This window comes from Amycolatopsis dendrobii (genome assembly GCF_014145675.1).
Taxonomy (GTDB): Bacteria; Actinomycetota; Actinomycetes; order Mycobacteriales; family Pseudonocardiaceae; genus Amycolatopsis; species Amycolatopsis dendrobii.
Window position 1 is genome coordinate 330,152 of the sequence record NZ_JACGZW010000011.1, and the last position, 13,301, is coordinate 343,452.

Annotated in this window: 15 protein-coding genes; 4 read left to right on the forward strand and 11 right to left on the reverse strand. The window is 69.8% G+C overall.

The window, feature by feature from the left end; genetic code table 11:
* Positions 1–33 precede the first annotated feature (33 nt).
* Entirely contained in the window at positions 34–1,269 is a 1,236-nt protein-coding gene (locus H4281_RS32035; protein WP_182894603.1) for an MFS transporter, read from the forward strand.
* Here the strand turns inward: H4281_RS32035 and H4281_RS32040 are convergent.
* Together H4281_RS32040 and guaB are read right to left on the reverse strand one after the other, a co-directional pair.
* Positions 1,221–1,646 carry a DUF3574 domain-containing protein gene (locus H4281_RS32040; RefSeq protein ID WP_182894604.1) on the reverse strand — a complete coding sequence of 142 codons (426 nt, stop codon included), beginning with the start codon at positions 1,644–1,646 and terminating at the stop codon, positions 1,221–1,223. The genes H4281_RS32035 and H4281_RS32040 overlap by 49 nt on opposite strands.
* Positions 1,647–1,716: 70 nt before the next feature.
* Complete coding sequence (guaB, locus tag H4281_RS32045) at positions 1,717–3,228, reverse strand: IMP dehydrogenase (protein ID WP_182894605.1); 1,512 nt, start codon at positions 3,226–3,228, stop codon at positions 1,717–1,719.
* A gap of 139 nt (positions 3,229–3,367) precedes the next feature.
* On the opposite strand from guaB, the gene H4281_RS32050 reads away from it, so the two are divergent.
* On the forward strand, positions 3,368–3,763 hold the full coding sequence (locus H4281_RS32050) for a DUF5319 domain-containing protein (RefSeq protein ID WP_009072430.1): 396 nt from the start codon (positions 3,368–3,370) through the stop codon (positions 3,761–3,763).
* Between the two features lie 123 nt (positions 3,764–3,886).
* Here the strand turns inward: H4281_RS32050 and H4281_RS32055 are convergent, their stop codons facing one another.
* The 6 genes from H4281_RS32055 to H4281_RS32085 form a co-directional block, all read right to left on the reverse strand.
* On the reverse strand, positions 3,887–4,180 hold the full coding sequence (locus H4281_RS32055) for a hypothetical protein (RefSeq protein ID WP_182894606.1): 294 nt from the start codon (positions 4,178–4,180) through the stop codon (positions 3,887–3,889).
* A 62-nt stretch (positions 4,181–4,242) separates the two neighbouring features.
* A complete protein-coding gene (locus H4281_RS32060) occupies positions 4,243–5,181 on the reverse strand; it encodes an anti-sigma-D factor RsdA (RefSeq protein WP_182894607.1) in 939 nt (312 codons plus the stop codon).
* Positions 5,182–5,754 carry a sigma-70 family RNA polymerase sigma factor gene (locus H4281_RS32065; protein WP_037816212.1) on the reverse strand — a complete coding sequence of 191 codons (573 nt, stop codon included), beginning with the start codon at positions 5,752–5,754 and terminating at the stop codon, positions 5,182–5,184.
* A gap of 322 nt (positions 5,755–6,076) precedes the next feature.
* Complete coding sequence (locus H4281_RS32070) at positions 6,077–6,673, reverse strand: response regulator transcription factor (protein ID WP_020662719.1); 597 nt, start codon at positions 6,671–6,673, stop codon at positions 6,077–6,079.
* Positions 6,674–6,804: 131 nt separating this feature from the next.
* Positions 6,805–8,019 (reverse strand): hypothetical protein, encoded by a 1,215-nt coding sequence (locus H4281_RS46830; protein ID WP_376771977.1) that lies wholly within the window; start codon positions 8,017–8,019, stop codon positions 6,805–6,807.
* 9 nt (positions 8,020–8,028) lie between these two features.
* The gene (locus H4281_RS32085) at positions 8,029–8,934 is read right to left on the reverse strand and encodes a MerR family transcriptional regulator (RefSeq protein ID WP_182894608.1); all 906 of its coding nucleotides are present in this window, start codon (positions 8,932–8,934) and stop codon (positions 8,029–8,031) included.
* 247 nt (positions 8,935–9,181) lie between these two features.
* Here H4281_RS32085 and H4281_RS32090 point away from each other — a divergent pair, with 247 nt between their 5' ends.
* On the forward strand, positions 9,182–9,484 hold the full coding sequence (locus H4281_RS32090; RefSeq protein ID WP_037816439.1) for a WhiB family transcriptional regulator: 303 nt from the start codon (positions 9,182–9,184) through the stop codon (positions 9,482–9,484).
* A gap of 6 nt (positions 9,485–9,490) precedes the next feature.
* Here the strand turns inward: H4281_RS32090 and H4281_RS32095 are convergent, their stop codons facing one another.
* Positions 9,491–10,132, reverse strand: a complete 642-nt coding sequence (locus H4281_RS32095) for a TetR/AcrR family transcriptional regulator (RefSeq protein ID WP_182894609.1) — start codon at positions 10,130–10,132, stop codon at positions 9,491–9,493.
* Positions 10,133–10,225: 93 nt separating this feature from the next.
* Between H4281_RS32095 and H4281_RS32100 the strand changes: the two genes are divergently transcribed.
* Entirely contained in the window at positions 10,226–10,966 is a 741-nt protein-coding gene (locus tag H4281_RS32100) for an SDR family NAD(P)-dependent oxidoreductase (RefSeq protein ID WP_182894610.1), read from the forward strand.
* A gap of 221 nt (positions 10,967–11,187) precedes the next feature.
* Here the strand turns inward: H4281_RS32100 and groL are convergent, their stop codons facing one another.
* On the reverse strand, positions 11,188–12,801 hold the full coding sequence (groL, locus tag H4281_RS32105; RefSeq protein ID WP_182894611.1) for a chaperonin GroEL: 1,614 nt from the start codon (positions 12,799–12,801) through the stop codon (positions 11,188–11,190).
* Between the two features lie 98 nt (positions 12,802–12,899).
* Positions 12,900–13,193, reverse strand: coding sequence for a co-chaperone GroES (gene groES, locus H4281_RS32110; protein ID WP_009072407.1), 294 nt, complete (start codon positions 13,191–13,193; stop codon positions 12,900–12,902).
* Positions 13,194–13,301: the final 108 nt, after the last annotated feature.

Sequence of the window (13,301 nt, forward strand, 5' to 3'; positions counted from 1 at the left end):
GGTTGGCTGCCCGGCTGAGCGAGGGGGACGAATTTGGCGCTGGGCAAGGACTTTCACCGGCTGTGGCTGGCGTACGCGGTCAGTGTCGCGGGCACCTACTTCGCCCTCGACGCCTTCTCGATCATCGCGGTGCGGGTGCTGCACAGCAGTGCCGCGCAGGTGTCGCTGCTGGCCGGAGCCGGTCTGGCGGCGGGCTCGCTGGCCGCGCTCCCGCTCGGTCCGTGGGTCGAATTCCGGCGGAAACGACCGGTGCTGATCGCGATGGACCTCGTCCGGTTCGCCGCCCTGCTCACGCTGCTGCCCGCGTATCTGCTGGACCTGCTGACGTTCGCCCAGCTCGTGGCGGTCTCGGTGCTCGTGGCGGCGGCGAACATCGCGTTCACCTCGGCGAGCGGCGCGTATCTGAAATCACTGGCGGCTGGTCCAGACCTGCTCACCGCGAACGGCCGGTTCGAGACGACACTGTGGACCGCGACCGCGCTCGGCCCGCCGACTGGCGGCGTGGCGATCGGGTTCTTCGGCCCGCTGGCCACTGTTCTTCTCGACGCGCTCAGCTACCTGTTGTCCGCGTTCTCGCTCTCGACGATCCGCACCCGCGAGCCCCAACCGGCCCGCCCCGCCGCCTTCCGCGCCGCAGACCTCGTCGAAGGCTGGCGCTACGTGTTCCGGCACGCCCGGCTGCGGAAGCTGTTCCTCAACTCCTGCCTGGTCAACGGCCTGATCATGGCCACCTCACCAGTGCTGGCGGTGCTGCTGCTCGGCGAACTCGGCCTGCCGACGTGGCAGTACGGGCTCGCGTTCGGCGTCCCGTGCCTCGGCGGTCTCGTCGGCTCTCGGCTCGCCCGCAGGCTGGTGCCGCGCTACGGCCGGGTGCGGCTGCTGCCGATCATCGGCACGATCCGGACATGCTGGGTCGTGCTGCTGGCATTCGTGCCGCCCGGGATCGGCGGGCTGTTCTGGGTGATGGCGGTGGAGTTCGGCCTGATCGTCTGCGCGGCGGCGTACAACACGGTCCTCGCGACGTACCGGCTCGAGGAAACCGAAGACGGGTACGTGAGCCGGATGCTGTCCGCGTGGCGGATCAGCAGCAGCGCCAGCACTGCCGGGCTGACGCTGCTGTGGGGCTTGGTGGCGACGTGGCTGGGCACGCGCGGCGCACTCGGGCTGGCAGGCGCGTTGATGCTGGCGACGCCGTTGCTGCTGCTTGGATGGAACCGCGTTCAGAACGAGACACGCGCGGTGGAATCGGTCCGCAGCACGGATTCCTGATCGAACAGGTGCTTGTAGTCGGTGCGGATCTGTTCGAGGTCTTCGTTCGCGTGCTGGTTCGTCGGCGGGTACAGCACGACGAGCACGATCGAATGTTCCCGGACGACCTCGCCGCCGCCGGACCGCCACTGACCGGTGCCCTCGAGCTGGGTGAAACCGTCCGGGAAACGCGGCGTGATGTCCTTCGCCGAGAAGTCCGCGAACTCCTTCTCGGTCACCTCGCCGCCGTTCGGTTTGGCGGTGCCGAAGTACAGCTCGGTGCGTTTCCACAGTGAGCTGTCCGGCGAAGCCGTCGTCGCCGCGGAAGCAGCCGTGACCCCTCCCCCGAGCACCATTGCCGCTGCCGTCGTCAGCACGAACCTCCGGGAAAACCGCATTCGCCCGCTCCCCTCGCCGTCACCTGGAGATCCAGTGTGGCGGGAAGGCGGAGCGGGCGAACAGGGTCGATCAGCGGGTCGTGTAGTTCGGGGCCTCGACCGTCATCGTGATGTCGTGCGGGTGGCTTTCCTTCAGCCCGGCCGCGGTGATCCGGACCAGCTGCGCCGCCTGCATCGCCGCGATGGTCTCCGCGCCCGCGTAACCCATGCCCGCGCGCAAACCGCCGACGAGCTGGTGGACGACGTTCGACAGCGGGCCGCGGAACGGGATCCGGCCCTCGATGCCCTCCGGCACCAGCTTGTCCTCGTTGAGCACGTCGTCCTGCGCGTAGCGGTCCTTGGAGTAGGACTTCGCCTCGCCGCGCGACTGCATGGCACCCAGCGAACCCATGCCGCGGTAGACCTTGAACTGCTTGCCGTTGACCAGAATCAGGTCGCCCGGCGATTCCGCGGTGCCCGCGAGCAGGCTGCCCAGCATGACCGTGGACGCGCCCGCCGCGATGGCCTTCGCGATGTCGCCGGAGTACTGGATGCCGCCGTCGCCGATCACCGGGACGCCCGCCGGACGACAGGCCTGGTCCGCCTCGTAGATCGCCGAGATCTGCGGCACGCCCACGCCCGCGACGATCCGCGTGGTGCAGATCGAGCCCGGGCCGACGCCAACCTTCACGCCGTCCACGCCCGCGTCCACCAGCGCCTGCGCACCCGCCCGCGTCGCGACGTTTCCGCCGACGACGTCGACAGTGTCGCCCAGTTCCTTCTTCAGCAGCCGCACGGTCTCCACGACCGCCCGGGAGTGGCCGTGCGCGGTGTCGACCATCAGCACGTCCACCCCGGCCTCGGCCAGCGCCATCGCGCGCTTGTGCCCGTCCGGGCCGACGCCGACCGCGGCGCCGACGATGAGGCGGCCGTCCGGGTCCTTCGAGGCCTTCGGGTACTGGTCGGTCTTCACGAAGTCCTTGACCGTGATCAGGCCGCGCAGCTTGCCCGCGCCGTCGACGATCGGCAGCTTTTCGATCTTGTGCCTGCGCAGCAGCCCCAGCGCGGCCTCCGCGGTGACGCCGACCTGCGCGGTCACCAGGGGCGTCCGGGTCATGACCTCGCTCACCAGGCGGGTGTGGTCGACCTCGAACCGCATGTCGCGGTTGGTGATGATGCCCACGAGCGCGCCGGAGGCGTCGGTGACCGGGACGCCGGAGATGCGGAACCGCGCGCACAGCGCGTCGACCTCGGCGAGGGTGTCGTCCGGGGAGCAGGTGACCGGGTCGGTGACCATGCCCGCCTCGGACCGCTTCACGACCTCGACCGCCGCCGCCTGCTCCTCGATCGGCAGGTTGCGCTGCAGCACGCCGATGCCGCCCTGGCGGGCCATGGCGATCGCCATCCGCGCCTCGGTGACCGTGTCCATCGCGGCGGAGACCAGCGGAACGTTGAGCTTGATGTTGCGGGTGAGCTGCGTGCTCGTGTCCACCGCGCTGGGCACCACGTCCGATTCCGCGGGCAGCAGCAGCACGTCGTCGAAGGTCAAGCCGAGCATCGCGAACTTGCTGGGCACTGCGGGGGTGATGCTTTCGCTGGTCATGAGGGGCGAAGGGCCTTCCTGGCGGGAGTGGGCTGGAGTCGCGGGCAGCGGTGCCTGGCGTGGGCCGAGGGGCCTCGGGCCTTCCCCTCATGATATCCGGGCCGGGGCCCTGGCCCGGTCGGGTGGCCCGGCGGGTAGCGTGCAGGCCGTGCCGCACGATGTGTTGCCCCCCGATCCGTTCGCGGACGACCCGGACGATCCGGCCCGGGCCATCCCCGACCCCGACGACCACCTGGAAGAGCCGATCAGCGCGGACGAGCGCACCGAGCTGCTGGCCGACCTGTCCGATCTCGCCGTGTACCAGGCTCTGCTGGAGCCTCGCGGGGTTCGCGGCATCGTGGTCGACTGCGGCGAGTGCGACGAACCCCACTATCACGACTGGACGTTGCTGCGCGCGAGCTTGGAGCAGTTGCTGTCCGACGGCCGGATGCGCCCGCACGAGCCGGCGTTCGATCCGAATCCGACCGATTACGTGAGCTGGGACTACTGCCGCGGTTTCGCGGACGGCGTCACCGCGAACGAAAGCGCGTACTGAGCCTTACGCACAGCGTCGAAAAGAAGGTCCTGGTGAGTTCGGCCACCAGGGCCTTCTTCGTGTGTGCGGACAAGTTGTCCACAGCGGTTGTCCACAGGCATGTCGACTTGTGGACAACCTCGGTCAGCGCCGGCGTTTCGCGCTCTCGGCCTGGGCGATCATCGCCCGTTCGGTCAGGTTCGGCCACGGCGGCCGACGCACCATGGCCAGCGTCGAAAACGCCGCCGCCACGAGCCCGGTGCACACGGCGACCAGCGAAATCCGCCCTTGATCGACCGCGGGCGTCCACGTCACGCCGTCCGCGTTGATCGTGTACAGCCCGACCGCTCGTCCTGGCCCGCCTCGACGGCCTTGTCGCGTGACGGTGACCAGCACCGTTCCGCTCGCGGTCTCGTAGGGCTCCCCGAAAACCAGCATCCCGTTCTCCCCGTAGATACGAAGAAGGTCCCGGCACTGTTCGTGCCGGGACCTTCGGAAAGCTAAGAGCCGCTGGTGCCGTTCGGGGCCTGCACCCCTTGCGACGACTCGTTGCGCGGGCTGCTGCCCGTGCCCGGATCGTTCGGGGTGGCGCTCGGCGACGGCGGCGGCGAACTCGGCGTGGACGTGACCGGCGGCAGCGGCGTCACCGAGGTGACCGGCGGCGGGTTGTTGGTGTGGCCGGTGCCCGGCAGCGACGTCGACTGGCCGGGCGGCTGCGCCGCGCTGCTGACCGGGTCGTGCGCGGGCGGAACAGCGGGCGGCGACGAAGGCTTCTGGTCCGCGGGCGGGGCCGTCGGCTGACCGAGCTGCGCGGCCAGTTCGCGGTGCTGCTGCATCAGCTGGTTGCGGTTGTCCGCGTCGGTGACCTGGGTGAGCGCGGCCTGCGCGTCGGCGAGCGCGCGCCGGGCGTCCGCGAGCCGGTTGTCGGCCAGCGCCAGGTTCGCCTTCTCCAGGTCGAGCTTCGCCGCGGCGGCGGCCTCGACGGAGCGGGCGTGGTCGGCGTAGAGCACCTTCGTGAGGCCCCAGAGCGTGTCGCCGGGCTGGGCGTCCCGGGCGGCGAGCCCGGTGCCGGTGAAGGCGATCGCGGCGGCGGCGCACGCGGCGGCCACCGGCACGAGATAGCGGCGGCGACGGCCGCGGCTTTGGTATTTGCGCGCCAGCGTGGCGGTCTTCACCGTGGTGACCGCGGTGTCGACGTCGACCAGCTCGGCGAGCGGCTCGCTGTCGATGTCGCGGCGCCACGCGAGCAGCAGCGCGTTCAGTTCCTGGTCTCCGAGCCCGTCGGCGACAGCCGGATCGGTCCCGCCGAGCGCGTCGAGGAGCGCGTCGTCGGCCTGGATGGCCGTGAGGTCGCCGTCGGCTTCCGCTTCGTACCCGGTCAGGCCGCTGGCCTGCGCGGAAGGTGACAGGTCTCTGTCCCGGTCTTCGCGATCGGTCACTCAGATCACCTCCTCGGCGGCAAGCACCTTGCGCAGCCGGGCGAGCGCCCGGTGCTGAGCGACGCGGACGGCGCCCGGCGTGGAACCGACGGCGTCCGCCGTCTCCTCCGCCGACAGCCCGACCACGACCCGCAGAACGACGATTTCCCGTTGTTTGTCCGGCAGCACCTGCAGCAACTGCGCCATCCGCTCGTTCAGCTCACCCTGGAGAGCACGTTGCTCCGGGCCGACGCCGACCTCGATCTCGTCAGGGATCTCGGCGACCGGCTCCGCCCGGTTGCGCGCCGCGGCGCGGTGCGCGTCGGCGACCTTGTGCTGGGCGATGCCGTAGACGAACGCCAGAAAGGGGCGGCCCTGGTCACGGTACGAAGGCAAGGCCGTAAGCACCGCGAGACACACCTCCTGCGCAACGTCGTCTGCCGAAGCGAACGAACGCTCCTGCCTGCCAACCCTGGCGCGGCAATACCGCACCACAAGGGGACGAATGGCGGCCAGCAACCGCTCGACTGCCTGAGGGTCTCCCTCGACAGCGGCGGCGACCGGCTCGTCCAGTCCATCCCCCACAGTGGCCATCGCAGACAACAGTCCCAGCGTTACGTGTAGGCGTGCAAAGAATCCGGCGCGTGGTCGTCCCCGTCCTGCGCCGGTCACAGCTACCGTACCGTCGGAGTCCTACCAGACAACCGCCAGAGGTGGTGACCGGCGCGCCGGACGCGGCCGGGCGGCGATTGTCGCAGGCAGACGGGGTGGGGCAGTGCCGTCACGCGGTGGGGACGCGGGCGAGGCACGAGGGCGGGAGCCGGACAACAGGTACGGGCCAGGGCTTGCTCGCCCTGGCCCGTTCGTCACCGCGGGAATCGGATCGGAAGTCCCGTTATTGGCTTGCCCGCCTCGGTCAGGACACCAGACCGCGGCGGAAGCCGTGTGCCACGGCCTGCGCGCGGTCGCGGACGCCGAGCTTGCGGAACAGCCGCCGCGCGTGCGTCTTGACCGTGTCCTCGGAGAGGTACAGCTCACGGCCGATCTGGCCGTTGCTCTTGCCCTGGCTCATGCCGCGCAGCACCTGCAGCTCGCGCTCGGTGAGCTGCACGCCCGGGTCGGACGGCTGCCGCGGCGCGGGCACCGAGGTGCTGGCCAGGGTGTGCGCCAGCGCGGCGACCAGTTCGGGCCGCGAAGCGTCCCAGCGCAGGTAGCCGCGCGCTCCGCCGGCGATGGCGGCCGCGATGCTGCCCGCGTCGTCCGGGGCTCCGAAGACGATGACGTTCGCCTGGGGGTTCGCGGAGACGAGCCGACGGGTGGCCTCGACGCCTGTCGGGACCGCGCGTTGCGTTCCGACCAGCACGACGTCGACCGGCTGACGGGTGTACCGGGCCAGCAGCTCGTCACCGTGCGCTACGCAGTCGATGCGACTGACCCCAGGCACCGCGGACATCACACGGGTGAGCCCTTCGCGGACACTGCGTCGGTCGTCGCAGATCAAGACCGTCGTCACGGGGTTTCCTTCCTGCAGCCGGGTGACATTCCACTTCCCCTATCGGACGCTTTAGCCCGAACCTTGACACGATCCGGTGGCTTTTTTTGAAGTTTCTTAGCCCGGATGCCGGAACGCCCGTTCCCGCAGGCCTACCCGGGTCCGACGGGCACCCACGGCGATTCAAGTGCGATACGCATCATGCAAGGATCCGCGTGCCGTAACACTGCGTGCAACACCTGGCGACTCCTGAATCGATACTCCTCGGCCCGGTCGGGGTCCAGGTCAGCGGCGACGCGGGCGGCCACCCAATTAAGTGAATCTAGTTCATATTTCTCGGCGTCCGCGGCGGCTGCGAGAACGAGCTCCCTGGCACCGCTTTCCCGGGCGGCGAGCAGGGCGACGCCGAGGACGATGCCGGACTTCACGATGTGTCGCCGAGCGTGACGAGCGACGGCGGTCTCATAGGCGAGACGGGCCGGGGCGACGGCCGCTTCGGGCTGCCCGTCGGCGAGCTCGATCTCGGCGCCCACCCAGCCGCCGCGAACGGTCGCCCGCCAGCGCCGGTCGGCCTGAGCCGCTCGGATGGCCAGGCGCCGGGCGGCGGAGATGCGGCCGATGGCGAGGTTGTCGGCGGCCAGGCCCAGGAGGGCGTCGGCTCGGGCGCCTTGGAGGTCCAGTCCGTGGGGGTCTCCGGTTGGTGTGACGAGGCTGCCCGGACTGGCGGATGCGCTGAGGCTCGCGGTGGCAGGCGGGGATGGCGGGGAATCGGCGGCGGCCGGGGTTGATTTCGGAGCAGGCGAATCCGTTCCCGTGCCAGCTCGGCTCGAGCCGCCGCCACGCGAGCCAACGCCCGCGCGCGTCGACGCTGCTCCGGCACCAGCTCGACCCGAGCCGACGCCACCCGAGCCGACACCACCCGAGCCAACGCCACGGGAGCCCACGGCCGCACCCGCCGCCGCTGCTCCGTCGCCAGCCGAACCAGAGCCAACGCCGCGCGAGCCCGCACGAGCCGCAGCCAAGCCGCCACCCGCCGTTCCCGAGCCGCCAGCTGTCGCAGCCCGACGGTCCCCCTCTCCGCGCAGCCCGACCGCCAGCAGCGCCTCCCCATCGAGCTTCCGCGCCACCACGTGAGCGCCCAACTGCCGCCGATGGGACGCGAGCGTGCTCGCCGCCAGCGAAGCCGTCAGCGGGTCCCGGCCGCGCCGGAGCGGGTCGAGCAAATCCGCGGCCGCCGCGTATCGACCGCGGGCGCCCAGCACGATGGCCGCCAGGAGGCGTTGCCTTGGCGAGCCGTCGCGAGGTATCGGGTCCGCCGACCCGGCGTCCGGGCCGAACGCGAGGGCCGTCAGCGCTTCTTCGTCCACCCGACCTTTCTAGCGTGGAGCACCGACAAGAACGTGCTCCACGCGGTCAGCCGCCGCGGAAAGATCCGCCAGCAGCTCGACTTTCGGCGGCAACAGCGCCGGATCCCAGCCGGGGCCGCAGGCGAACAGCCGAGTCCGCTGCCGTCCGCGCGACACGCGCGCGAAGAGCCGAGGGTCCGCGTCAGCCCGATTCGCCCACAGCACTACCGCAGCGGGCGCGCTTCGCCGCACCGCGACCGCCAGCACCTCTTGCGGCAGCGCAATGCCGAAGAGCTGCGCGCCGATCCTTCGCCCCGCGAGAGCGGCCGCGAGCGCGTACACCGGCATGTTGTCTCGTTCATCGGGCACGCACGCGAGAAGGACCGGCCGTTGATTGCGAGGCTCGTCGAGGACCGGCGTCGCGCGCACTAATGCCGCGTACACGCACTCAGCAAGCAGGTACTCCACTTCCGCGCCCGCGTGCACGCCTCGCCACCGCGCGCCGAGTGCAGTGAGGACCGGATCAATGACGCCCGACCACGCCTGAAGCACACCTAGCTCGCGAATGGCGTCGACGAGCATCCGCTGTACCGCGCCGACGTCCATGGCCAACGCAGCGGTACTCAGACGACGCGCGAGCCGCGAAGGGACTTCGACGTCGTCAGCCGCCGCCTTGGTCTCCGTCGCTTCCGCAGGCTCGGCGGGCGCTGGCACGAAGTCCGCACGCGGCATCTGCTCTAACGCGTACTGCGCGGCCTCCGCCGTTGAAGCGCCGCGAAGGAGCGCGCGCTGCATAAGTTCGAGACGGCCGATGTCCGAGCTGCCGTAGCGGCGATGTCTGCCGTCGGTGTGGCGACTGGGACCGAGACCGTAGCGGCGGTCCCAAGTACGCAGGGTGGACGGCGCGACACCGAGCCGGCGGGCGACCGAGGCCACCGGCAGGGTGGGTTCTCCATCGCCTGATCCGGATCCCACCCGGTCAATATCCAGCCCGTCCGCGGTCCCGGCAACCCGAGCCAAAAGCCCTGCTCACACATCTGGGGGATGCCTAACGGCTGAATCGCCGCCGATCTATTGAACAACTATTGGCGCGCTTCTAACGTTACCGCCGTTGCACCGAATGGAGTATCGGCACCACAGCAGAGCAGCTAATGGCATCGACCGGATGACGGAGGCGGTCAGGATGGCAGACACGCGCAGGCTCCCCGGCCCCAACGCAGACATGTGGGACTGGCAGCTGGAGGGGTCGTGCCGGGGGATGGACAGCGGATCCTTCTTCCACCCGGACGGAGAGCGGGGACCGGCGAGGGCACGGCGCGAGGCCAGGGCCAAGGCGATCTGCCTGTCGTGCCCAGTGCTGGAGATGTGCCGCAAGCACGCGCTCGCCGTGCACGAGCCCTACGGCATCTGGGGCGGGCTGTCCGAATCGGAACGGGACCACATCATCAAACAGGACAAACGCGCGTTGACCATGGCGCACATCTGACTTTCATCACGGCGCGGAAGGGGCGGTGTCCACAGTGGACGCCGCCCCTCCGCCGTTTCCGGGCCACATCGAGAGTGCTAGGTCGATGACGGTCATCAGCGAGTCGAGGCTGACGCCGTCGCGCGCTTGCATGGTCAGTCCATAAAAGACAGTCGCGTACAAGGCACTGAGCGCGTCAATGTCCACTGTGGCCGCGAGGTCGCCTTCTTCCACTCCACGGCGAAGGCGCTCTCGAAGCTGGCGTCGCACTTCGTCGCGCGAAGCAGCGAGAAACTTCCACACGGACGCATTGGCTGGCGTGCAGTTGGTAGCCGCCAGAACGACCATGCAACCCTTCGGATGCCCCGGCTCCACGTACGCGCAAGCGTTGTCGCGAAGCATCGCTTCTACCGCCGCGCGCGCCGTCGGCTCTTCGGTCAGCGCGCGCATCGTGTGCCGCCCGTACGCGGATTGGTAGTGCTCGATCGCTTCGCGGAACAGTGCTTCCTTGTCCCCGAAGGCCGCGTACAGACTTGGCGGCTTGATGCCCATCGCCTCGGTCAGCTCCGCCAGCGACGCACCGTCGTAGCCGCGCTCCCAGAACACCAGCATGGCCTGGTTGAGCGCATGCTCGCGGTCGAACGCGCGCGGGCGGCCGCGGGGTGACATGGACCACCTTCTTTAGTGAGCGATACAGAAGTCTTGACCTGGCCCATCGTACGCGGCTATTTATTTAGTTATCACTACAGAAAGAGGTGGGGCATGGGCACCCTGGACGGCAAGGTCGCACTGGTCACCGGCGGAAGCCGCGGCATCGGCGCGGCGATCGCGCTCCGGCTGGCCGAGGACGGCGCAGACGTCGCGATCACCTACGAACGCGCCGCGGACCGGGCGGCGGACGTGGTCGCGTCCATCGAAAAATTCGGCAGGCGAGGTCTCGCTCTCCAGGCCGACGCCGCGGACGCGGACGCGGTGACCAGCGCGGTCGACCAGACCGCGGCCGAACTGGGCGGACTGGACGTGCTGGTGAACAACGCCGGGGTCTTCCTGGCGGCACCGATCGACGAACTGACCACGGAGACGATCGACCGCACGCTGGCGATCCATGTGAAGGCACCGCTGGTGGCGGCCCGGGCGGCGGCACGGCACATGAAGCAGGGCGGCCGGATCGTGTCGATCGGCAGCGACCTGGCGGAGCGCATGCCGTTCGTCGGATTGAGCGTGTACGCGGCGAGCAAGGCGGCGCTGGTGGGGATGACCAAGGGCCTGGCGCGCGACCTGGGACCGCGCGGGATCACGGCGATGGTGGTCCACCCGGGCTCGACGGACACCGAGATGAATCCGGCGGACGGCCCGCACTCCGGGGACCAGCTGGCGCATATCGCGTTGGGGCACTACGGAAATCCGTCGGACATCGCGGCCGCGGTGGCGTACCTGGCAGGCCCGGACGGCCGGTATCTGACCGGAACGTCGATCACGGTGGACGGCGGCTTCACGGCCTGACCGGCCCAGCCCCCACCCTCCACGGGGGGACGCCCCAGCCCAATTCTATCGGCCCCTCGACCCTGGACCCGGTCCTCGACCGCAGTTGTCCACAGCACCGCGGAGTTGTGGAGGCCATGCGAAGCGGGGCGGCACCCCCACAGCACCGCGGAGTTGTGGAGGCCATGCGAAGCGGGGCGGCACCCCCCAAGGGAGTGCCGCCCCGCCAAAAACAACTTGCGTCAGTGCGAGTGCCCGTGGCCAGCGGCCTCCGGCTCTTCCTCGACCGGCTTCTCGACCACGGAGCTCTCCGTGGTGAGCACGAGCCGGGCGATGGACGCCGCGTTCGCGACGGCCGAGCGGGTCACCTTGACCGGGTCGACGATGCCGCCCGCGATCAGGTCGGTGAGCTCGCCGGTGGCGGCGTTGAAGCCCTGGCCCCAGCCCTGCTCCTGGACCTTGTTCACGATGACCGCGCCCTCGTGGCCCGCGTTCGTCGCGATCCAGTGCAGCGGGGCGGTGAGCGCGTCGCGGACGATGGCGACACCGGTCGCCTCGTCGCCGGTCAGGCCGAGGTTGCCCTCGAGCTCCTTGACCGCGTGCACCAGCGCCGAACCGCCGCCGGGCAGGATGCCCTCTTCGACGGCCGCCTTGGTCGAAGCCACGGCGTCCTCGATGCGGTGCTTGCGCTCGTTCAGCTCGGTCTCGGTGGCCGCGCCGACCTTGATCACGGCCACGCCGCCGCCGAGCTTCGCGAGCCGCTCCTGCAGCTTTTCGCGGTCCCAGTCGGAGTCGGTGGTCTCGATCTCCTTGCGGATCTGCGCGGTCCGCGCGGCGATGGCGTCCTTGGTGCCCGCGCCGTCGACGATCGTCGTGTCGTCCTTGGTGACGACGACCCGGCGGGCCTTGCCCAGCGAGCCGAGGTCGACCTCGGACAGCTTGCGGCCGATCTCCGCGGAAATCACCTCGCCGCCGGTCACAACGGCCAGGTCGTCCAGGAACGCCTTGCGGCGGTCGCCGAAGAACGGGGCCTTGACCGCGACCGCGGTGATCGTCTTGCGCAGCGAGTTCACCACGAGGGTGGACAGCGCCTCGCCGTCGACGTCCTCGGCGATGATGAGCAGCGGCTTCTTCGCCTCGACGACCTTCTCCAGCACCGGGAGCAGGTCGGCCAGCGCCGAGATCTTCTCGCGGTGCAGCAGGATGTAGGCGTCCTCGAGGATCGCCTTCTGGTCCTCCGGGTTGGTCGCGAAGTGCGCCGACAGGAAGCCCTTGTCGAACTGGACGCCCTCGGTGATCACGAGGTCGGTCGCCAGCGTGGACGACTCCTCGATGGTGATCACGCCGTCCTCGCCCACGCGCTCGACGGCCTCGCCGAGCAGCGCGCCGATCGTCGCGTCACGCGAGGTGACGGTGCCGACCTGGGCGATGTTGTCGCGGCCCTTGACCGGGGTGGCCTTGGCCTTGAGGACCTCGATGACCTTCTCCGCGGCCGCCTCGATGCCCTTGCCAACCGAAGTCGGGTTGGCGCCGGCGGCGACGTTGCGCAGGCCGTGCTTCACCAGCGACTGGGCCAGCACCGTGGCGGTGGTGGTTCCGTCGCCCGCGACGTCGTTGGTCTTGGTGGCGACGCTCTTCGCGAGCTGCGCGCCGAGGTTCTCGAACGGGTCGTCGAGCTCGATCTCACGAGCGACGGTGACGCCGTCGAGGGTGATCGTCGGGCCGCCGAACTTCTTGTCGAGGACGACGTGGCGACCGCGCGGGCCGAGGGTGACCTTGACCGCGTCGGCGAGCTTGTTCACCCCGCGCTCGAGCGCGCGACGAGCGTCCTCGTCGAAACTGATCTGCTTGGGCATAACGCTTTCCGCTTACCTTTCGGTTGTCGTGCGACGCAAAACGCCCCGCACCCCGGCATGAGCGGGGCCCGGGGCGTCCTTGCGCTGCGAGTGACGCGTCAGTTGATGACGGCCAGCACGTCGCGGGCGGAGAGGATCAGGTAGTCCTCGCCGTTGTACTTGACCTCGGTGCCGCCGTACTTGGAGTAGATGACGACGTCGCCGACAGCCACGTCCAGCGGAACGCGGTTGCCCTTGTCGTCGATGCGGCCCGGGCCCACGGCCAGAACCTTGCCCTCCTGGGGCTTCTCCTTGGCGGTGTCGGGGATGACGAGGCCGGAAGCGGTCGTCTCCTCGGCCTCGCTCGTCTGGACAACGATCTTGTCCTCGAGCGGCTTGATGTTCACGCTCACCGGGTTGACCTCCACGGTCGTCGAAAGCGTCGGCATGATGACTGGTTACGGCTCATACCACCCCCGCCGTCGCGGGTGCCGGGGCGTGTCCGGGCCGTTCGATTAGCA